The organism is Bacillus sp. EKM208B (assembly GCF_011800725.1).
GTDB classification, from domain to species: Bacteria; Bacillota; Bacilli; order Bacillales; family Bacillaceae; genus Bacillus; species Bacillus velezensis.
In genome coordinates this window covers 48,330-66,998 of record NZ_JAANHO010000005.1, presented here as the reverse complement: position 1 = coordinate 66,998, position 18,669 = coordinate 48,330, and the positions used below count along the sequence as shown (strand labels likewise).

The window sequence follows — 18,669 nt, the reverse complement described above, 5'->3', positions numbered from 1 at the left end:
GAGAGCTTTTATGACCGATCAATTTGATAAAACCGAGAAGCAGTATATAGAGCTTACTTCCGGCATTCAGAGGTTCGAGCATTTCAGTGTATATACGGACCCTTTTTTGCCGCAGATTTTTTCGCATAACTTTATTCAGCTGCACCATACATTTCCGTTAGACAAACTCCTGCCGTTTTTTTCGTCCGTTCCGGGCATGCTTCAAGCCAATTATATTCATGTGAAAGCGGCTCCGGAGCACACGTTTCCGCTTCTTCTGAAACAAACTCTGGTAAAGCAGGGCTGCGTAGTGGAAGATGAGCTGTTTTTTGCAAGGAAACTGGAAAATGGGGACCTGCAGGCCGGACACCCGCTCACTGCTTGGGGAACGGAAAAAAGCCTCGCCGACGGGTCGTCTATTATGAACATCTATGATGCCCTTTACATTGGCGAGGCGGCGGCCGAACAAAAGCTTGAGCGGAAATATCCTTTGTATAAGGACGGAACGGTTATGCTTGTCGTGTGCTACAGCGATGCCTCACAAACGATTCCGATCGGCTGCGGAGAGCTTTTCATCAACAAAGCAGATAAAACCGCAAAAATAGAAGAAGTCGCAATTCTGGATCAATTCCAACGAAAAGGCTACGGATCGATATTGATGAATGAGCTGATGGCGGCGGCAAAGCTGAACGGCATGGAAACCGTATACCTTGTGACGTCCGGGATGGACGGTGTAAACCGCTTTTATGAAAAACTCGGCTTCAAAAGATTTCGGCGCGTGCATACAATTTTTCATTATTTTCTTACATAGTTGGGCATTCGCATAAACCAATTGGGAGTTGGCCCGCATACAATGCCGTATATCGTAAGAAGAAAGGATGATTTGCGTATGTACGGATACGGATATGGCTACGGCTGCGGCAGTTTTGGCTATGGTTACGGGCACGGCGGCTGCGGAGGCGGAACCAGCACTTTTGTGCTGATTGTGGTATTGTTTATTTTATTAATCATCGTCGGTGCGGCTTTTATTTGTTAGACTGAAAAAAATCCTATAATGAAAATCAGCCTGCAGAGAACATCACTTTCTGCAGGCTTTTTGTTATTTCCATGCTGAAAAATCAGCTTGAAAAACATTTTAATACATATTACCTTTCTGGAGAAGGGGGCGAAAATGTGGACATAACGATTGAAGAATTACCTGAATCAAGAATTGCTTATTTCCGAAACGTCGGAGAGTATGGCGGAAAGCAAAACAAAGAACTGATGGAGTCATTTAAAAACTGGGCGCAATTGAATGGTCTGCTTGATCATTATGTCATTTTAGGAATTCCGCAAGATCATCCGAATCGTACTCCTAAAGAGAAATGCCGCTATGATGTTTGTCTTGTTATCAATCAAGACCATGTGCCTGAACCAGCCCGGATCGGTACATTTTCCGGAGGGAAGTACGCTGTTTTCTTGCTTGATCATACAAAAGAGGCAGTCAGTGGATTTTGGAACACTGTTTTTTCTGAGATCGAAAAAAATAATTTATCAATCAGAGAACAGCCCATTATCGAAAGGTATACTTTACAAAAGGTGAATCATCATTTGTGTGAAATATTGATTCCCATACAGTAAAGAAGACGGGAATTTTCCGCTTTCTGCTTATACTGATTCAGATCAAAAATGATGTGATGATGAGCTGAGCAAAGAATAAAATCAACAATAGGAATAGAATTTCCAGAACGCTCTTCAGGCTGTCGGACATCTCCGGCAGCCTGTTTTACAGAAAGGTATTTTCTGCAAAAAACTTTCTGAAGGATAAGAATGCGGTTATTCATCTGTTCATACAATGAAGCAAATGGGTTTTCGAGGTGGAAAGATATGGGGAGCTATTTAATCAAACCGGAGCTTGACGGGAATTATCCGTCAGTCAGTCATGGAAAGGGATCATATGTGTATGATCAGGAGGGGAACAAGTATCTTGACGGAGCATCGGGGGCGGTCACTTGCAATATCGGCCACGGCACGGAGGATATTATACAAGCTTTAAAAGAGCAGCTTGACTCCGTTTCGTTTGTGTATCGCTCGCAATTCACCAGTACTCCGGCAGAAGAACTGGCTTTATTCCTGGCCGATCATCTGCCGGGCGGGCTGAATTGGTCATTTTTTGTAAACAGCGGCTCAGAGGCAGTCGAAACAGCGATGAAAATAGCCGTTCAATATTGGCAGGAAAAAGGGCAATACCAAAAATCCGTCTTTCTATCAAGATGGGGCAGTTATCACGGTATTACTTTGGGAGCGCTTTCATTATCGGGGTTCTACGAACGGAGATATCGCTTCACCCAACTGCTCGAACGGTTTCCGGCCGTTTCAGCGCCTAATATGTATCGTTCTGAGCTGCAGGGAGAGGAATTTGTGAAGGCTGCGGCAGCTGAACTGGAAACGGCTGTTCAGCGGGTCGGTTCCTCATTTATCGCGGGATTTGTCGCAGAGCCGATTGTCGGAGCAGCCGGGGCGGCCATCACTCCGCCGGCAGGTTATTATGAAGCGCTTGAGGATGTCTGCCGCCGGCACGGTATTTTGTTTATCGCGGATGAAGTCATGACGGGGCTCGGGAGAACAGGGCGGATGCTTGCTTCTGAGCATTGGGGGATCGCACCTGATATCGCGGTGCTCGGAAAAGGGTTAGGCGCCGGTTACGCTCCGATAGCGGCAGCTGTTGCGTCTGATGACATCATTGAAACGATCAAGCGGGGCTCCGGGGTCATTATGAGCGGACATACGTACAGCGCCAACCCATACTGTGCAAGAGCGGCGCTTGAAGTGCTTCGCTATGTTAAGAAACACGAGCTGCTTCGGCAGTCAGAGGAAAAAGGCGTAATGCTGAAACGGAAATTAGAAGAAATCAAAGAGCGCAGCGGGGTGATTGGGGATGTCCGCGGTAAAGGCCTCCTGATCGGGGTTGAATTCGTTAAGGATAAAACGACGAAGGACGTTTTTTCGAAAAAACAGGCCTTCACCGAAAAAATCATTAAAGCGGCAAAAAAACGGGGCCTGCTTATTTACCCTGCAAAGCCCGGTATTGACAGCGGGGAAGGAGACGCCGTCATCATCGCCCCGCCGTTCACGATTTCATATGCTGAGCTGGATGAGCTGTCAGATCTATTTTCCCAGGCCGCAGAAGAAGTTGAAAAAATGATGAAGAAGGATTGAGCTGATATGTCTATTTTTCATAAAAAAACCGATATTCATGAAGCAATTGCCGATGTCAAGGACGAATCTGTCATCATGTTCGGCGGTTTTGGGGGAGTGGGTTCACCTCCGTCATTAATCGAAGCGATTTTGGAAAGCGGCGTTAAAGAGCTGACCGTCATCTGCAATGATGCCGGATTTCCGGAAATCGGCATCGGCCCGCTTATCGTTCATAAACGGGTAAAAAGGCTGATCGCTTCCCATATCGGCTCAAATCCTGTCGCGGGCAGGCAAATGACTGACGGAACGCTTGAGGTGGAATTTTCGCCGCAAGGGACGCTTGCTGAACGGATTCGCGCAGGCGGAGCGGGGCTAGGCGGTATTTTAACTGATATCGGCATTGATAACGCAACCGTTTGTGAAAACAAAGAAACCGTAACGATTGACGGAAAGTCCTATTTAGTTGAAAAAGCGCTGACGGCTGATTTCGCTTTTGTGTCCGCACATACTGCTGATGAATTTGGGAATCTGACGTTTGACAAAACGGCGCGCAACATGAACCCTCTGATGGCTGCGGCGGCCGAAAGAACATTTGCTGAGGCTGCAGAGATTGTGCCTGCCGGCGAACTTGACAGCGAGCATATTGTAACGCCGGGCGTTTTCGTGGAGGGTGTCGTGCAAAGTGAAGGAGTGAAGTGGAGATGGGCTTGGGAATAGCGGAAAGAGAGAGTATCGCGAGGCGGGCCGCCAGTGAAGTTACCTCAGGAATGATCGTCAACTTGGGGATCGGCATTCCTTCTTTAGTGCCGAATTTTCTGCCGGACGGCATGGAGGTAATGCTGCAGGCGGAAAACGGCGTCCTGGGGATCGGCGGAAGTCCGGAGCGCGGAGAGGAGGATGAGCTTTTATGCAATGCGGCCGGATTTCCTGTCAGTACAGTTAAGGGTGCTTCCTATTTTGATTCAGCTCTGTCTTTTGCCATGATCAGAAAAGGGCTGATAGATATTACCATTTTAGGCGCGCTCCAAGTCAGCAGGACAGGTGATCTCGCCAATTGGCTCGTGCCGGGGAAAAAAGTGCCCGGAATGGGCGGGGCGATGGAGCTTGCCCAAGGCGCAAAAAAAGTGGTTGTCGTCATGAGCCACACCGATCAGAAAGGCCGGCCGAAGCTGGTCGAAAGCTGTTCGTTGCCGCTTACAGCAGCGGGCTGTGCAGATCTCATCATTACAGAGAAAGCCGTCATCAGCATAGATGATGGGGCTTTTGTTCTTGAGGAACTGCTGAATGGCACGACCATAGACGATGTCATTCAAACAACGGATGCCGAAATCAGATTGGGAGAATGTTTTCTTAAAAGGGGGTCTGTCCATGGATCAATTAGAAAAGAAAGTCACTGAGTGGGCGGAAGAAAACACAGCAAAAGCGGTAAGCCTGCTGAAACGGCTGATCGGGGAAAAAAGCACGTTCGGCCATGAATTTAACGCACAGGCAGTCGTTTTAGAAAAACTGAGACAGTTTGACATGGATATTGATGTATGGGAGCCGAGTGTCAAACATTTGAAAGAGCATCCTTATTTTGTATCGGAACGCGAAAATTTCCATGAAAGCCCGAATATCACAGCCGTAAAAAAAGGGGCCGGGGGCGGAAGATCACTGATACTGAACGGACATATTGATGTTGTCCCGGAAGGAAATCCCGCCGCATGGACGTATGAACCGTTTACCGCTGTTGAAAAGGACGGCAAAGTTTACGGCCGCGGTTCAACGGATATGAAGGGCGGCAATACAGCCCTCTTGTTTGCGTTAGAAGCGCTTGAAGCCTGCGGGATTACGTTAAAAGGAGATGTTCTGTTTCAAAGTGTCGTAGATGAAGAGTGCGGCGGCGCGGGAACGCTGTCGGCTGTTATGAGGGGCTACAAGGCTGACGGGGCGCTTATTCCGGAACCGACTAATTTAAAGCTGTTTGTTAAGCAGCAAGGATCTATGTGGTTCCGCATTACGGTAAGAGGATTGTCCGCACACGGCGGCACCCGCTATGAAGGGGTGAGCGCCATTGAAAAAAGCCTGCATGTCATCACAGCCCTTAAAGAGCTTGAACACGTCCGCAACGCCCGTATCACAGACCCGCTTTATCGGGACGTTCCGATTCCGGTTCCCATTAATATCGGCACCGTCCAAGGGGGAACGTGGCCATCATCGGTAGCTGACCGTGTGGTGATAGAAGGCAGGTGCGGAATAGCGCCGAATGAAACGCCGGAAGCAGTAAAAGAAGAATTGGCAAGCTGGCTGAAAGATTTGGAGTACCGGGATGAATGGTTTAAACACCACCCCGCGGAAATAGAATGGTTTGGGGCTCAGTGGCTTCCGAATGATCTCCCGGATGAGCATCCGCTGATTTCCGCTCTGGAATCATCTTTTGAGAAAATGAAAGGGGCAAAACCGGTTCGTGAAGCGTCCCCGTGGGGAACGGACGGAGGGCTTTTGCAGCACGCGGGACAGACGCCGGTCATCGTCTTCGGTCCGGGAGAAGTCAAGGCGGCGCATCAGGCGAATGAATACATTGAAATCCGGGCGTTAATCGATGCCGTCAAAATCATTTCTCTTTTTATGATGGAATGGTGCGGGGTGGCAGATGGGGGTGACGGAGCTGATAAAGGAACTGAGGGCTGAAAAGGGGGCGGCTGAGATTGATGCAGACCGTTTCAATGAGCGGCTCAGAGTCATTCGTTATGACGGGCAGATTACGGCGCTTATTCCGGCCGTTTTGGCAGAAGCAAAGCAAGAAGGAGCCCAAAAGGTAATTTTCTTTGCTAAGCGCGGCGATGAGCCGGAATTTGTCAAGCATCTTTTTATTGTTGAGGGTGTCATAGACGGGTATTACAACGGGCATGAGGCTGTTGTGATGGTGCGCTATTTATCAGAGGAACGGAGACGGTCAGATTCATATGTATCAGAAGATTCGACTGTTGACCGTTTATATGAGACACCGCAGCGGGGACTGACTCAGACTGAAAGCGCGCTGATGTTCAGAAAAGCGGACGAAGATGATGCAGACCGCTTATCGCACTTATATAAACATGTTTTTCTTACCTATCCGACTCCTGTCTTTAATCCCCTTTATATTAAAAAAACAATGAGAGAAAACACCATCTATTATGCCGCATTTGATCAGGATCGTCTCATTGGGGCGGCAAGCGCAGATATCAATCCGGTATTGGGGCACGCTGAAATGACCGATTGCGCGGTTCTGTCAGATTACAGGGGGAACTCCGTAACAGCACACTTGTTTAAAGCGTTGGAGCAGGAACTCGCTGGCCGGGGAATCATTCATCTTTTTTCCTTGGCCCGTGCAGCGTCTTACGGGATGAATGCCGTTTTGTACCATGCGGGATACGGCTACAGAGGCAGGCTTGTGAACAACTGCCGCATTTCAGAAGGGCTCGAAAATATGAATATATGGTGCAAGACTTTACGTTTGGCCATTCATAAGGAGGAATTCGTTTGACAAACAAATGGTTTCAGCCAAAGCGTCATTGGAAGGAGATTGAATTGTGGAAAGATGTGCCGGAAGAAAAGTGGAATGATTGGCTGTGGCAGCTCACCCATACTGTAAGAACCGTCGATGACCTGAAAAAAGTCATTCATTTGACCGAAGAGGAAGAAGAAGGCGTCAGGATGTCTGTAAAAACCATTCCCCTGAACATTACGCCTTATTATGCTTCTTTAATGGATCCCGATAACCCGAGATGTCCGATCCGCATGCAGTCCGTGCCGCTGTCAGAAGAAATGCACAAAACGAAATATGACCTTGAAGATCCGCTGTTTGAAGATGAAGATTCACCGGTTCCCGGTCTTACGCACCGCTATCCCGACCGCGTTCTTTTTCTGGTGACAAATCAATGCTCGATGTATTGCCGATACTGCACAAGAAGGCGTTTTTCCGGACAGATCGGAATGGGGGTGCCGAAAAAACAGCTTGATGCGGCAATCGCTTACATCCGGGAAACGCTGGAAATCCGTGACTGCCTGATTTCCGGCGGAGACGGGCTTTTAATCAACGATCAGATTCTGGAATATATTTTGAAAAACCTGCGTGACATTCCCCACCTTGAAATTATCCGGATCGGAACGAGAGCGCCCGTCGTATTTCCGCAGCGGATAACGGATAACCTTTGTCAGATTTTGAAAAAATATCATCCGGTCTGGCTGAACACTCATTTTAATACGAGCATCGAACTGACGGAAGAATCGGTTGCGGCGTGTGAAAAGCTCGTTAACGCAGGTGTTCCGGTCGGTAACCAGGCCGTTATTTTAGCAGGCATTAACGATTCGGTGCCGATTATGAAAAAACTCATGCATGATTTAGTGAAAATCCGCGTGCGTCCGTATTATATTTACCAATGTGATTTGTCAGAGGGAATCGGCCATTTCAGAGCGCCTGTGTCAAAAGGGCTGGAAATCATTGAAGGACTGAGGGGCCACACAACGGGCTTTGCCGTGCCGACCTTTGTCGTCGACGCCCCGGGCGGAGGCGGTAAAATCGCCCTGCAGCCGAACTACTTGCTCTCCCAAAGTCCGGAGAAAGTTGTGATCAGAAACTTCGAAGGGGTGATTACATCTTATCCCGAGCCGGAAAACTATATCCCGAATCAAGCCGACGACTATTTTGAATCTGTTTTTCCGGGAACGATGGCTAAACAAGAGCCGGTCGGACTGAGCGCCATTTTCGCGGACAAAGAGGTTTCGTTGACACCGGAAAATGTATCGAGGATCGACAGGAGGAAAACGTTTACATCAAATCCTGATCATGAAACGCTGAAAGACCGCAGGGAAAAGAGAGATGAATTAAAAGAAAAGAAATTTATTGCACAGCAAAAGAAAGAGCAAAAAGCAGGATCGGAAGTCGGAGGTGAATCGCCGTGAAGCCATGCGAGTGGTGCGGCAATCAGAAGGCGTCAGCTTGTCAGGCGGCTGTGTACTGGGAGCTTCCTGACGGTACGAGGGCCATAGAAATTACAGAAACACCTGCATTCGCCTGTTCCTCCTGCGGCATGACTTATCAGGAGGAAGCGGTCATAGCAGAAATCGAAAATCAGCTTTTTTTAGTCAATGCAAAAAAATTACCGGAAACACTCACATATCAAGAGCTGATGGAGACAGAACGGATCTTGAAACGGAATTATTTTGACTTCTCCTAGTCTTCTTTTGTTGTAATTTCACACTTGAATTGTATAATAGTACAACAAAAGACAGTCATCAGGAGGGGAAACCCATGAAATCCTTTTATCACTATTTGATGAAATACAGGCATCCCAAACCGCAGGACGCAATCAGCCGGTTTGCGAATCAGGCATACGAAGATCACGGCTTTCCGAAAACGTCAAGCGATTATCACGAGCTCAGTTCTTATTTAGAACTGAGCGCCGACTATTTAGAAACGATGGCGACCTTTGATGAAGCTTGGGAAAAATATGAGACCGAGGTGCATCACGCCTGACGAAAAACCGCACATTGTGCGGTTTTTTTCTGTTGAAATCACTCGCTTATGAGGTGCCGTATGATCAAATCCCGCGACGCCGTCCGTTTTGATCAGCACGTAAACAAATCTTCCTGACAGCACGTATCTTAAGGCAGTAGAATGTATAGCTGCAGAGTTCACCGGATCAGGCCTGCTGCCGGCGGGGTCCCGTGTAAGGAGCATCTTCACTGAGAAATGTTTCTAATGAAGTGAGGGGAATCGAATGATCCATTAGGTAAGGCTGATGAGGCACTGACGTTTGGACGGAAAAGGGGATTTTATGTGACAAGGTTGAAGCGGATTGAAGCTGTGGCTTCATTGAAAGCCGAAACGAGTTTGGTTCTTCATGATACACAAGCCATTGCAAATATGCAGCCGGAATTGGATCTCCATACACCTTCGATGATGTGTTTCACGGCAAATCTTGAACATCACGGCGGTGATATTGTCAACATGCCTTCGGGCCGGGTATTTTCCTTTGCGTCATAGAGAAAAAAACAAAAACTCATAAAAAATAGAAGCTTTTTGTCTCAGCATTGTTACTGCTCATTCGATCGAGAGCGGAATGTCATCGGACGCTTCTGTTTACGATAAGTGAAAAAACGCACAAGCATGTTGCGGTTTTTGACATTTTGAACAGGTGCAGAAATAGATATTTCCTGTGGTTTTCATGCCCATGCGAAATTATGGCGGCCGGCATACGATAGCGTATGACAGTCCGCGGCAAGGGGGAGACAGCATGAAGCCAGATAAACCGAAATTTCAAGTGGGAGACATCGTGGTCGTCGTGATGTACGGAACCGTCGGCACCATTACGAAGGTTCATCAAATTGATAAACATTATCTTTACGAAGTCAATCATAATGAAGTGCTTTATTTTGAATCGTCCATCCAGCTTTATAAAGATTATGAGGGCGTGATCGTCGATATGGAGAAATTGGATATTGAATATGAATTTCTGATCGGCGACGTCGTATATGTAAAGGACTACGGAAAGGAATTATTCCGTGTCATCGGCCACAGAACTGAAATATGGAGATATTTAGAGGATGGCTGGGAGGATATTATTTATGAGCTGACTCGGCTGAAAGACGGAGAGTGGCTTGAAACGGAGGAAGAGGATCTCACGCTGGTTCTGAGAAAATATGAAATGGATCAGTTTGTGCATCAGCTGCTGTTTGTCCACTATGTTGGGGAAGCATCTCATGAGATCGGCGAGGATACCGTCGCGTCTGCTCTTCTTCAGTTTGAAGGCGATGCTGATGATCCCGATACCCTGCATGTGCTGGCGGTATCGATTGTAGATGAGCTGCTTGATATTTATAACGATTATAAGATTCTTTATCATTTGTTCGGTGACGAAGAATATAAAGATATGATGAATTTTGTGCTGGAAAGCCTGCGGGAGCATTTCAGCTAGCCGGCAAAAAAACGGACGGTGACATATAAAAACCAGGGCAGACAGCCGGCAAAGATTACAAACGACATTCCTTTCAGCACTTTTTCCAATACGATATCAAATCCATCTCCGTCCAAAAAAGCCATCATTTTCGTCATCATCTTTTCTCCCTCCGGGGCTTGTTTTTTAAAAGTATATGAGCGGACAAAACGTTTAGAACTTTCGGGTATAATTTGAACGGTTTTTTCATAAAACATAAAAAAGGAGGCGGTGTTTGCATGAAAGAAATAGATCTTGTGATTGACACAGAAGAAATAGCTGATTATTTTTACAGTCAGCTTGCTATGCGCGGGTACATACCGAGTGAAGAGGAAATCTTCGAAATAGCCGACATCACCTTTGATTATTTATTAGAAAAATGTATGATAGACGAAGAGCTTGATGAAGACTGAAACTGCGGAACCGAAGTGAAAAAGCTTCGGTTTTTTCAATCGGCTCGGGAGAATGAAACATGGGGGGAAAACGTTGTACAAGCCAGCAAGTCTTTTCGCATTGTTTATTCTGCTCGCAGCAGCGATCCGGATAGAAGCCGTCCGGGCTTTTGATGAGCGTGTGATAGAAGCGGCTGTCAGGATCAGGGCTGCCTGGCTGAATGAATTGATGTTATGGATAACGGAGCTCGGCACGACCGCGGTGCTTTTACCGCTTCTTCTTTTGACAGGCGCGGCTCTGTATATGTACAAAAAAACGCCGGATGTTGTTTTTTTGCCGCTTCTCTTTCTCATTGAACGGATTGTAAACATAAAAATAAAAGAATTGATTGAAAGAGCCAGACCCGCTTTTGAACCGCTCGTCCATGAAACCTCATACAGTTTTCCGAGCGGCCACTCCATGAATTCGGCAGTGATGTATCCCGTCATCGCTTACTTTTTGATTAAGCATGTTCCGTTTTTTACGAAAAGAAAACGGGCCGTCACCGTCTTTACCGGAGTTCTCGTCATTCTGATCGGACTCAGCAGAATTTATTTAGGCGCGCATTTTCCGACGGATGTCCTTGCCGGATTCAGTCTCGGACTTTGCCTCGTTTCGCTTTTTGCGCTCTTTGACGAAAAGTATCATCCGTTTCGACAAAAATAGAGACAGGAAAAATGAGAAAAAACGCTAATACTATTAAGAAATAAGAGGGAGGGATCTTGATGCTGTTATCGCTGCCCGTGTTTAAAAAAAAGACTTGCGCCTATGATGTGACGATTTTTCAAACACCCCGCTACGGCGAGAAAAAGGGATACAGGGTCGTCTATCGGACAGAGCTGGCCGCTGACAATCATCAAGACGCACTGGAAAGGGCATTTTCTGTTTTTAATGTGCCTGATACGGTCCCAAACGACTATCAAGCCAGATTCATAGCGACCGGAGATGTCATACTCATAGACGAAGGAAGAAAAGGAAAGACCTATTACAGGCTTAACCCTGCGGGATGGAGCAAAATTAACCGGCTGCTCGTCCAGCCGAGGTAAGACGGGGCCGGCTGAATCTTCAGCCGGCTTCCGTATTGTCTGGGAAAGACAGTGTTAAGGCTTCCGTTTAGCGGCGGAATGCTCTTTTCCATGCGCTTCATCAGCTGCAATGACGTCTGAAACGGGCACATGATTGTTTTTTTTCTGGCCGGTCACCCGGTTGCGCTGTTTTTTGCCCATTATGTTCACTCCTTTTTCTTTAGGCTTGTCATCCCGCATATTCTGCCCAAGATCGCCCTGATCATGCTGATGATTGTCTCTTACCGTTATTCAGTGTACAATGGGTGGGAGTTTGAATAGGCAGGAGGAAAAGGAAATGAGTGTACATATAAACGCAGAAAAAGGCCAAATTGCGGATACAGTGCTTTTGCCGGGAGATCCGCTCCGAGCGAAATTTATTGCGGAAACTTATCTTGAAAATGTGGAATGCTATAATGAAGTCAGAGGAATGTACGGATTTACGGGTACATATAACGGCAAAAAAGTATCAGTCCAAGGCACAGGCATGGGTGTTCCGTCTATCTCTATTTATGTGAATGAACTGATTCAAAGCTATGATGTTCAAAACTTAATCAGAGTCGGCTCATGCGGAGCCATCCGTAATGACGTGAAGGTGCGTGATGTGATTTTGGCTATGACGTCTTCAACGGATTCACAGATGAACCGTGTCGCCTTCGGCAGTGTAGATTATGCTCCTTGCGCAGACTTCGAACTGCTCCATAAAGCGTACCAGGAAGCGCAAAAAAACAATCTTCCTGTAGCGGTCGGAAGCGTATTCACCGCTGATCAGTTTTACAATGAAGACTCCCAAATCGAAAAGCTTGCCAGATACGGCGTGCTCGGCGTAGAGATGGAAACGACTGCTTTATATACGCTTGCCGCTAAATACGGCAAAAAAGCGCTGTCTATCCTGACTGTAAGCGATCACGTATTAACGGGAGAAGAAACAACGGCAGAAGAGCGTCAAACGACTTTTCATGATATGATTAAACTGGCGCTGCATACTGTATCGTAAACTTGAGATGAGGGTTATGCTGATTAAAGCAGCCCTCTTCTTTATGCATCGCCCTGATTCAAAAAAAGAAAGGTAAGTGTAAAATGAAGAAATCCACTAAATGGTTCTCGCTCGCTGCCGCTCTCAGCGTAACCGCAATCGTGGGCACCGGCTGCAGCATTTCAGGCGGCGACAGCCACAAGGACACAAAAACAGCAGCTGAAACAAAACAATCAGATGACACATCAAGCAAAAAAACAACGAAGACAGAAAACAGCGATTTTGTATTGGAGAGCAAATATTTTAATGATATTAAAGAAGTGAACGGGCTTGAGACCATTCAAAACCCGACAAATACACTTGCGCTCGTGAATAAGACATACACGCTGCCGGGAGATTATAAACCGAATGATCTCGTGATCCCGAAAGTCGAATTTTCTTTTACTGAGAAAATCGAGAAACGATATATCCGCAAACCTGCCGCCGATGCTTTGGCGGAACTATTCAGCGCCGGGAAAAAAGAAGGTTATGACCTGGTTGCCGTTTCAGGATACCGCTCTTATGACAGACAGAAAGTTATTTTCGATAATGAAGTCAGTCTGAAAGGTGAAAAAAAGGCGAAAGAAGCCGTCGCATATCCGGGGCAAAGCGAACACCAGACGGGGCTTGCCATGGACATTTCCAGCAAAAGCAACGGATATGAGCTGAATGAAGCGTTCGGAAACACGGCGGACGGCAAATGGGTGAAAGACCATGCGTATGAATACGGCTTTATCATCCGCTATCCTAAAGGCAAAGAAAATGTCACAAAGTATGAGTATGAACCATGGCATTTACGCTATGTAGGCAAAAAAGCGGCAAAAGCCATCCATGACCATCAATTAACGCTTGAAGAATATTTTAATGAAGTAAAGAAAGTGTAATGAGAAGAAGCCCGCTTGAAAAATAGAAAGCGGGCTTTCTTTATTACCAGAAGAGTAAACCTCCAAGCGCAAATCCGGTAATTAAACCAAGGCCGATACCGTAGGCTGCTCCCCAGCCTCCCCAGCCTCCCCAGCCTCCCCAATAGCCGAACCCGTATCCTCTGTGACGGCCGCCGACAGGGGCGATATACACTTTGCTATTAGTCACCCGTACGATTCTTCCGACGTGGACTCTGCCGTTTCGTTCTGTAATTCTTGCTACTTTTCCCTGGTGCTGCCGGCAAAGATGATAATAGTTTTGCATCTTTTCTCCTCCTATCCAACCTATCTTTCTATGTCAGCTTATGATAGAGTGCGGTAAAAAGGTTGGACGAAAACAGGAGGACAATCGCCGTTTTACTTGTAAGCGACAAAAGCGCAGTGTCCCATATATTCACGGTACGTCTGCATAAGCTCGTAATGAGCCGTCAGCGTATCGTAGTGAACCGGCTGAATAACGGGCGATAAATCCATTTCTGTAGTCGGCTCCTGCGCATTGTTTTCATAGACAGCGGGAATGAAATCCGCTTTCTGAAAGCCTTGCTGAAGCAATCTCTGTTTCCATGCCGTTTCATCCTGCAATACGGTAAAACCGTAGAAGTCTTTTATCTGCGTGATGGCGTTTTCCGGCATGGGCTTTTGTAAAGCAGCTTCAATGCCGATCAGCATACCCCCGGGTTTAAGGACCCGCAGGATTTCAGACAGCGATGCATCAAGATTTGAAAAGGTGAGAACTGATTCGGAAAGAACGGCGGAAAATTGATTTTCAGCAAACGGAAGCCGCTCAAGCTCCGCCAAATAGCCCGGAATGGTTAAGCCTTCAGCGGCAAATCGTTTTGCTGCTTTTTCAAGCATAAGGGGGTCCTTATCAACACAGGTGACGGGATACAGCAGGTGGCCGAGATAAGCGGCCGTCTGTCCCGTTCCGCAGCCGGCGTCAAGAATCGGTTCGCCAGGAGGAGGAGCCGCTTTTGTGAGAACGGCTTTGGAAAAAGCGAGTCCGCCGGGGTGAGCCCCTCCGACTCCGAATAAGGACAGCATTTCTAAATATTTGCTCAAAGGCCGAATCCTCCTTTTTTCCTCAGCATATGTTGAGAGAAAAGCATAGGTTTGGGTAAACGGGAAAGAAGGGCGCCTCACGTTTGAAGTTGACGAATGAGCGTTCGTCTATGATAATAATGTAAGAATAAAAAGGTGGTGTTTTCTTGAAGCGGCAATTTAAACTGTTTTTTATTATATTGATCACTGCGGTCGCAGCCTCGGCGCTTACGCTGTTTATCACGGGCAATACGACCATTTTCGGACAAGGCCCGGCTGCTTTGACGAACAGCAAATTTGAGAAATTCAATAAAGCCTACGAGCAGATTAAAAGTGATTACTATCAAAAAACAGATGACAGCAAATTAGTAGACGGAGCGATAAAAGGCATGATCAGTTCCCTGGATGATCCATATTCTTCTTATATGGACCCGCAGGAAGGAAAGTCTTTTGAAGAAACAATTTCCGCTTCGTTTGAAGGCATCGGCGCACAAGTGGAAGAAAAGGACGGCAGCATCCTGATCGTATCGCCGATTAAAGGGTCACCCGCGGAAAAAGCGGGGGTTAAACCGAATGACCAGATCTTGAAGGTCAACGGCAAAAGCGTTAAAGGCCTTAATGTAAACGAAGCCGTCGCATTAATCCGCGGCAAAAAGGGAACAAACGTCAAGCTCGTGCTGCACAGAGCGGGTGTCGGCGATCTGAACCTGTCGATCAAACGTGACACCATCCCGGTTGAAACGGTGTACTCTGAAATGAAAAAAGGAGACATCGGCGAAATCCAAATCACATCCTTCTCCGAATCGACGGCAAAAGAGCTGAATTCAGCCATTGACAGCCTCGAAAAACAAGGAGCGAAAGGATACATTCTCGATTTAAGGGGCAACCCGGGCGGACTGATGGATGAAGCCATCAAAATGAGCAACATGTTTATCGATAAAGGGAAAAATATCATGCAGGTCGAATACAAAGACGGCACGAAAGAGGTCATGAAAGCGACGAAAGAGCGCAAAGTGACAAAACCGACAGTCGTCCTCGTCAATGACGGCACCGCGAGCGCCGCGGAAATCATGTCGGCTGCGCTGCATGAATCATCGGGCATTCCGCTGATCGGCGAGAAAACGTTCGGAAAAGGAACCGTGCAGACGGCAAAAGATTACAGCGACGGTTCTACCGTTAAACTGACAATCGCTAAATGGCTGACAGCGGACGGAGAGTGGATTCATAAAAAAGGCATCAAACCGCAATATCAGGTTAAGCTTCCTGAATATGCGAACCTGCCGTATTTAGATGCGAAAAAAACATACAAATACGGGGATTCCGGAGCCACCGTCACCAATGCGCAAAAAATGATGAAAGCGCTGGGGTACAGCGTGAAAGTAAACGGCACGTATGATAAAGCATTTGAACAAGCCGTTAAACAATTCCAAGCAAAAGAGAAACTGAAACAAACAGGCATTGTAACGGGAGACACAACGGCAAAATTGATGACGGATCTGCAAAAACAGCTTGCGGACAACGATACACAAATGAAAAAAGCCGTTGAAACATTAAATAAGAATATGAAATAGTAAAAAACACCCGATGCGTCGCTCGCGCATTGGGTGTTTTTTGTTTGCGAAAAGCCCGTCTTATGTCGTTTCCTGTTCAAAAAGGTGGCTGTTCGCCTGAATGAAAAACTGTGATTGCTCATAGTGATAGGTGACTTTTGAGTAGTCAAACGGCTGGCCGTTGGTTAAATGAAAAATCGTTTCAACGCAAAGCTTAGGCGCTCCTGTAAACAGACCTAAGTACTCCGCTTCTTCCTCATTTAACATCCCCGCGTACAGATATAAATCTGAAAAACCGCGCTTTAACCCGAGACCTTCTCTAATATAATCAAATATTGATTCTGCCACGATCTCTTTATTCAAATACGTAATAATCGATTTGTTGTAAAATGACTCTTCGATACACAATGTCAGCCCGTCAATATATCTGATTCGCTTAACATAATACACGTCGCCGTCAGGCGGCATATTCAGATTTTGGGCAGCCTCAGGCGTGGGTTTTCTCACTTCCAGAGCTAATAATTTGGAAGTGACATTAAAATCTTCAAGTGATTCTTTAAATCCCTGATTAGAAAGCAGACTGATATACCCTTTTCTTTTATTCCGTCTGACAAAAATGCCGCTTCCCCTCACTTGAAACACAATCCCCTTTTTTTCTAATAAATCCAAGGACTTGGTGATCGTGCTTTTGCTCACGTTAAACCGGGTCATTAAGGTTTGCAGCACAGGCAGTTTATCCCCTTGCTGCAGCTGATGTTCTTCTATGTATTTTTCAATATCTATCGCGATTTGCTGGTATTTTAACATATACATTCCTCATTCATTTATTGTCCCGCTTCTTTCAGAATTATAGCATAATCGTTTTTAAAAGCCATTTCGTAAAGTAACTATAATTGTTTATGTATTGATAAATTATACCGGTACAATTATAATGTAAACGTATAATATGAAAATAAAGGCAGGAATTCTTCTGCACTATCGAAGCGGATGCTTGAAGCGGCTGTAGTGCATTTATTCGGCATGCAAGCGGCAGTCAAATAAAGGAGGATATAAACGATGGGGACATTGCCAAAAGATTTTTTATGGGGAGGCGCTCTCGCCGCCCACCAATTTGAAGGGGGATGGAATAAAGGCGGCAAGGGGCCGAGTGTAGTGGACGTCATGACGGCAGGCGCGCATGGTGTGCCCCGGAAAATAACAGATACAATTGAAGAGCGGGAATTTTATCCGAATCATGAAGCGATCGATTTTTATCATCGTTATAAAGAGGACATCGCATTATTCAGCGAGCTGGGTCTGAAATGTTTAAGAACGTCCATCGGCTGGAGCAGAATTTTTCCTAAAGGTGATGAAGCCGAGCCCAATGAGGAAGGATTGGCTTTTTACGACCGGGTGTTTGATGAATTGCTGAAACATGGGATTGAACCGGTAATCACGCTGTCACATTTTGAGATGCCGCTGCATTTGGCGAGGGAATACGGCGGTTTCAGAAACAGAAAAACAGTCGGATTTTTTGTGAAATTCGCTGAAGTGTGTTTTGAACGCTATAAACATAAGGTGAAGTATTGGATGACGTTTAACGAAATCAATAATAAGATGGATGTGAATAATCCGATCTTTTTATGGACGAACTCAGGCGTCGCCGTTAAAGAAAACGAAAACGCAAAAGAAGTCATGTATCAGGCCGGCCATCACGAACTGCTGGCAAGCGCATTGGCTGTTTCGAAGGGAAGGAAAATCAATCCCGAGTTCAGGATCGGCGCGATGGTATCACATGTCCCGATTTACCCGTACTCATCTCACCCCGATGATGTGATGCTGGCTGAAGAAACGATGAGACAGCGTTTTTTCTTCCCGGACGTGCAGGTTCGCGGATATTATCCAAGCTATGCGTTAAAAGAATTTGAAAGAGAAGGCTATCAGATACACTTTGAAGACGGTGATGAAGAGATTTTGAAAAACGGCCGGGTGGACTACCTCGGATTCAGCTATTACATGTCTACAACCGTAAAAAGTGATGTATCAAACGATAATACCGGGGATGTCGTAAACGGAGGATTGCCAAACGGCGTGGAAAATCCTTATATTACAGCGAGTGATTGGGGCTGGGCGATTGACCCGACCGGTTTACGGTACACATTAAACCGCTTATACGACCGCTACCAGATTCCATTATTTATCGTGGAAAACGGATTCGGCGCCATTGACACATTAGAAGAGGACGGTTCAATTCATGACGCTTCAAGAATTGAATATTTATCGTCACATATAAAAGCTTTGAAAAAAGCAATCACATATGATGGTGTGGATGTAATGGGCTATACACCATGGGGAATTATTGATATCGTGTCATTTACAACCGGAGAAATGAAAAAACGCTACGGCATGATTTATGTTGATCGGGATAATGAAGGCAACGGTTCAATGAGGCGGCTTAAGAAAGACTCATTTGAATGGTATAAAAAAGTGATTGAAACAAACGGCTCATATGTATCCTAAAGGTGTAAAAGGGAAGGCTTCACCGTTGTGTGAAGC

General features: G+C 46.3%; 25 protein-coding genes. 20 read left to right on the top strand and 5 right to left on the bottom strand.

The window, feature by feature from the left end; translation table 11 throughout:
- Positions 1-10: 10 nt before the first annotated feature.
- From G9F75_RS10625 to G9F75_RS10565, 13 genes are all read left to right on the top strand, one after another.
- Positions 11-790: a GNAT family N-acetyltransferase gene (locus G9F75_RS10625; RefSeq protein WP_017417993.1), complete on the top strand. Its 780-nt coding sequence runs from the start codon at positions 11-13 to the stop codon at positions 788-790.
- Positions 791-868: 78 nt separating this feature from the next.
- On the top strand, positions 869-1,015 hold the full coding sequence (locus tag G9F75_RS10620) for a YjcZ family sporulation protein (RefSeq protein ID WP_014418145.1): 147 nt from the start codon (positions 869-871) through the stop codon (positions 1,013-1,015).
- A 137-nt stretch (positions 1,016-1,152) separates the two neighbouring features.
- Positions 1,153-1,599, top strand: a complete 447-nt coding sequence (locus G9F75_RS10615; protein ID WP_029974271.1) for an AraC family transcriptional regulator — start codon at positions 1,153-1,155, stop codon at positions 1,597-1,599.
- A 246-nt stretch (positions 1,600-1,845) separates the two neighbouring features.
- Positions 1,846-3,177, top strand: coding sequence for an aspartate aminotransferase family protein (locus tag G9F75_RS10610; protein WP_045511216.1), 1,332 nt, complete (start codon positions 1,846-1,848; stop codon positions 3,175-3,177).
- A gap of 6 nt (positions 3,178-3,183) precedes the next feature.
- On the top strand, positions 3,184-3,873 hold the full coding sequence (locus tag G9F75_RS10605; protein WP_072177840.1) for a CoA transferase subunit A: 690 nt from the start codon (positions 3,184-3,186) through the stop codon (positions 3,871-3,873).
- Entirely contained in the window at positions 3,858-4,553 is a 696-nt protein-coding gene (locus tag G9F75_RS10600; RefSeq protein WP_065180610.1) for a 3-oxoacid CoA-transferase subunit B, read from the top strand. Before G9F75_RS10605 ends, G9F75_RS10600 begins: the two co-directional genes overlap by 16 nt.
- Entirely contained in the window at positions 4,525-5,826 is a 1,302-nt protein-coding gene (locus tag G9F75_RS10595; RefSeq protein ID WP_017417986.1) for a peptidase, read from the top strand. Before G9F75_RS10600 ends, G9F75_RS10595 begins: the two co-directional genes overlap by 29 nt.
- Positions 5,789-6,661: a putative beta-lysine N-acetyltransferase gene (ablB, locus tag G9F75_RS10590; RefSeq protein WP_014418140.1), complete on the top strand. Its 873-nt coding sequence runs from the start codon at positions 5,789-5,791 to the stop codon at positions 6,659-6,661. The genes G9F75_RS10595 and ablB overlap by 38 nt, the downstream gene beginning before the upstream one ends.
- Complete coding sequence (gene kamA / locus G9F75_RS10585) at positions 6,658-8,079, top strand: lysine 2,3-aminomutase (RefSeq protein WP_167409095.1); 1,422 nt, start codon at positions 6,658-6,660, stop codon at positions 8,077-8,079. Before ablB ends, kamA begins: the two co-directional genes overlap by 4 nt.
- Positions 8,076-8,354 carry a YokU family protein gene (locus tag G9F75_RS10580; protein ID WP_012117773.1) on the top strand — a complete coding sequence of 93 codons (279 nt, stop codon included), beginning with the start codon at positions 8,076-8,078 and terminating at the stop codon, positions 8,352-8,354. The genes kamA and G9F75_RS10580 overlap by 4 nt, the downstream gene beginning before the upstream one ends.
- Positions 8,355-8,428: 74 nt before the next feature.
- On the top strand, positions 8,429-8,653 hold the full coding sequence (locus G9F75_RS10575; RefSeq protein WP_003153684.1) for a YozE family protein: 225 nt from the start codon (positions 8,429-8,431) through the stop codon (positions 8,651-8,653).
- Positions 8,654-8,956: 303 nt separating this feature from the next.
- Complete coding sequence (locus G9F75_RS10570; RefSeq protein ID WP_167409094.1) at positions 8,957-9,163, top strand: VOC family protein; 207 nt, start codon at positions 8,957-8,959, stop codon at positions 9,161-9,163.
- Between the two features lie 250 nt (positions 9,164-9,413).
- Positions 9,414-10,094 carry a hypothetical protein gene (locus tag G9F75_RS10565; protein WP_014418138.1) on the top strand — a complete coding sequence of 227 codons (681 nt, stop codon included), beginning with the start codon at positions 9,414-9,416 and terminating at the stop codon, positions 10,092-10,094.
- On the opposite strand, the gene G9F75_RS10560 is transcribed toward G9F75_RS10565, so the two are convergent.
- Entirely contained in the window at positions 10,091-10,234 is a 144-nt protein-coding gene (locus tag G9F75_RS10560) for a hypothetical protein (protein WP_014418137.1), read from the bottom strand. The two genes, G9F75_RS10565 and G9F75_RS10560, sit on opposite strands and share 4 nt — an antisense overlap.
- A gap of 117 nt (positions 10,235-10,351) precedes the next feature.
- On the opposite strand from G9F75_RS10560, the gene G9F75_RS10555 reads away from it, so the two are divergent.
- The 3 genes from G9F75_RS10555 to G9F75_RS10545 all read left to right on the top strand — a co-directional run bounded on the left by G9F75_RS10555 (position 10,352) and on the right by G9F75_RS10545 (position 11,590).
- On the top strand, positions 10,352-10,525 hold the full coding sequence (locus G9F75_RS10555; RefSeq protein WP_003153696.1) for a YozD family protein: 174 nt from the start codon (positions 10,352-10,354) through the stop codon (positions 10,523-10,525).
- Positions 10,526-10,598: 73 nt separating this feature from the next.
- On the top strand, positions 10,599-11,210 hold the full coding sequence (locus tag G9F75_RS10550; protein ID WP_017417984.1) for a phosphatase PAP2 family protein: 612 nt from the start codon (positions 10,599-10,601) through the stop codon (positions 11,208-11,210).
- Between the two features lie 59 nt (positions 11,211-11,269).
- Positions 11,270-11,590 (top strand): YodL domain-containing protein, encoded by a 321-nt coding sequence (locus G9F75_RS10545; RefSeq protein WP_003153700.1) that lies wholly within the window; start codon positions 11,270-11,272, stop codon positions 11,588-11,590.
- A 54-nt stretch (positions 11,591-11,644) separates the two neighbouring features.
- On the opposite strand, the gene G9F75_RS10540 is transcribed toward G9F75_RS10545, so the two are convergent.
- The gene (locus G9F75_RS10540; RefSeq protein ID WP_003153701.1) at positions 11,645-11,770 is read right to left on the bottom strand and encodes a hypothetical protein; all 126 of its coding nucleotides are present in this window, start codon (positions 11,768-11,770) and stop codon (positions 11,645-11,647) included.
- Positions 11,771-11,906: 136 nt separating this feature from the next.
- Here G9F75_RS10540 and deoD point away from each other — a divergent pair, with 136 nt between their 5' ends.
- Both deoD and G9F75_RS10530 read left to right on the top strand, forming a co-directional pair.
- Complete coding sequence (deoD, locus tag G9F75_RS10535; RefSeq protein WP_003153702.1) at positions 11,907-12,605, top strand: purine-nucleoside phosphorylase; 699 nt, start codon at positions 11,907-11,909, stop codon at positions 12,603-12,605.
- 83 nt (positions 12,606-12,688) lie between these two features.
- Positions 12,689-13,507 carry a M15 family metallopeptidase gene (locus G9F75_RS10530; protein WP_003153703.1) on the top strand — a complete coding sequence of 273 codons (819 nt, stop codon included), beginning with the start codon at positions 12,689-12,691 and terminating at the stop codon, positions 13,505-13,507.
- 43 nt (positions 13,508-13,550) lie between these two features.
- Here G9F75_RS10530 and G9F75_RS10525 read toward each other — a convergent pair whose 3' ends face one another.
- A complete protein-coding gene (locus tag G9F75_RS10525) occupies positions 13,551-13,811 on the bottom strand; it encodes a hypothetical protein (protein ID WP_121984824.1) in 261 nt (86 codons plus the stop codon).
- Between the two features lie 92 nt (positions 13,812-13,903).
- Positions 13,904-14,605 (bottom strand): class I SAM-dependent methyltransferase, encoded by a 702-nt coding sequence (locus tag G9F75_RS10520; protein WP_094295951.1) that lies wholly within the window; start codon positions 14,603-14,605, stop codon positions 13,904-13,906.
- A gap of 146 nt (positions 14,606-14,751) precedes the next feature.
- On the opposite strand from G9F75_RS10520, the gene ctpA reads away from it, so the two are divergent.
- On the top strand, positions 14,752-16,155 hold the full coding sequence (gene ctpA / locus G9F75_RS10515; protein WP_167409093.1) for a carboxy-terminal processing protease CtpA: 1,404 nt from the start codon (positions 14,752-14,754) through the stop codon (positions 16,153-16,155).
- 60 nt (positions 16,156-16,215) lie between these two features.
- On the opposite strand, the gene G9F75_RS10510 is transcribed toward ctpA, so the two are convergent.
- Entirely contained in the window at positions 16,216-16,941 is a 726-nt protein-coding gene (locus tag G9F75_RS10510; RefSeq protein WP_014418133.1) for a GntR family transcriptional regulator, read from the bottom strand.
- Positions 16,942-17,190: 249 nt separating this feature from the next.
- On the opposite strand from G9F75_RS10510, the gene bglA reads away from it, so the two are divergent.
- Positions 17,191-18,633: a 6-phospho-beta-glucosidase BglA gene (bglA, locus tag G9F75_RS10505; protein ID WP_160216901.1), complete on the top strand. Its 1,443-nt coding sequence runs from the start codon at positions 17,191-17,193 to the stop codon at positions 18,631-18,633.
- The last annotated feature ends 36 nt before the right edge of the window (positions 18,634-18,669 follow it).

What these genes read in the sequence shown, in the direction of transcription:
- G9F75_RS10625 (WP_017417993.1), top strand. Translation starts at nt 11, where the DNA reads ATGACCGATCAATTTGATAAAACCGAGAAGCAGTATATAGAGCTTACT.
- G9F75_RS10620 (WP_014418145.1), top strand. Translation starts at nt 869, where the DNA reads ATGTACGGATACGGATATGGCTACGGCTGCGGCAGTTTTGGCTATGGT.
- G9F75_RS10610 (WP_045511216.1), top strand. Translation starts at nt 1,846, where the DNA reads ATGGGGAGCTATTTAATCAAACCGGAGCTTGACGGGAATTATCCGTCA.
- G9F75_RS10605 (WP_072177840.1), top strand. Translation starts at nt 3,184, where the DNA reads ATGTCTATTTTTCATAAAAAAACCGATATTCATGAAGCAATTGCCGAT.
- G9F75_RS10600 (WP_065180610.1), top strand. Translation starts at nt 3,858, where the DNA reads ATGGGCTTGGGAATAGCGGAAAGAGAGAGTATCGCGAGGCGGGCCGCC.
- G9F75_RS10595 (WP_017417986.1), top strand. Translation starts at nt 4,525, where the DNA reads ATGGATCAATTAGAAAAGAAAGTCACTGAGTGGGCGGAAGAAAACACA.
- ablB (WP_014418140.1), top strand. Translation starts at nt 5,789, where the DNA reads ATGGGGGTGACGGAGCTGATAAAGGAACTGAGGGCTGAAAAGGGGGCG.
- G9F75_RS10575 (WP_003153684.1), top strand. Translation starts at nt 8,429, where the DNA reads ATGAAATCCTTTTATCACTATTTGATGAAATACAGGCATCCCAAACCG.
- G9F75_RS10565 (WP_014418138.1), top strand. Translation starts at nt 9,414, where the DNA reads ATGAAGCCAGATAAACCGAAATTTCAAGTGGGAGACATCGTGGTCGTC.
- G9F75_RS10560 (WP_014418137.1), bottom strand. Translation starts at nt 10,234, where the DNA reads ATGATGACGAAAATGATGGCTTTTTTGGACGGAGATGGATTTGATATC.
- G9F75_RS10555 (WP_003153696.1), top strand. Translation starts at nt 10,352, where the DNA reads ATGAAAGAAATAGATCTTGTGATTGACACAGAAGAAATAGCTGATTAT.
- G9F75_RS10545 (WP_003153700.1), top strand. Translation starts at nt 11,270, where the DNA reads ATGCTGTTATCGCTGCCCGTGTTTAAAAAAAAGACTTGCGCCTATGAT.
- G9F75_RS10540 (WP_003153701.1), bottom strand. Translation starts at nt 11,770, where the DNA reads ATGGGCAAAAAACAGCGCAACCGGGTGACCGGCCAGAAAAAAAACAAT.
- deoD (WP_003153702.1), top strand. Translation starts at nt 11,907, where the DNA reads ATGAGTGTACATATAAACGCAGAAAAAGGCCAAATTGCGGATACAGTG.
- G9F75_RS10530 (WP_003153703.1), top strand. Translation starts at nt 12,689, where the DNA reads ATGAAGAAATCCACTAAATGGTTCTCGCTCGCTGCCGCTCTCAGCGTA.
- G9F75_RS10525 (WP_121984824.1), bottom strand. Translation starts at nt 13,811, where the DNA reads ATGCAAAACTATTATCATCTTTGCCGGCAGCACCAGGGAAAAGTAGCA.
- G9F75_RS10510 (WP_014418133.1), bottom strand. Translation starts at nt 16,941, where the DNA reads ATGTTAAAATACCAGCAAATCGCGATAGATATTGAAAAATACATAGAA.
- bglA (WP_160216901.1), top strand. Translation starts at nt 17,191, where the DNA reads ATGGGGACATTGCCAAAAGATTTTTTATGGGGAGGCGCTCTCGCCGCC.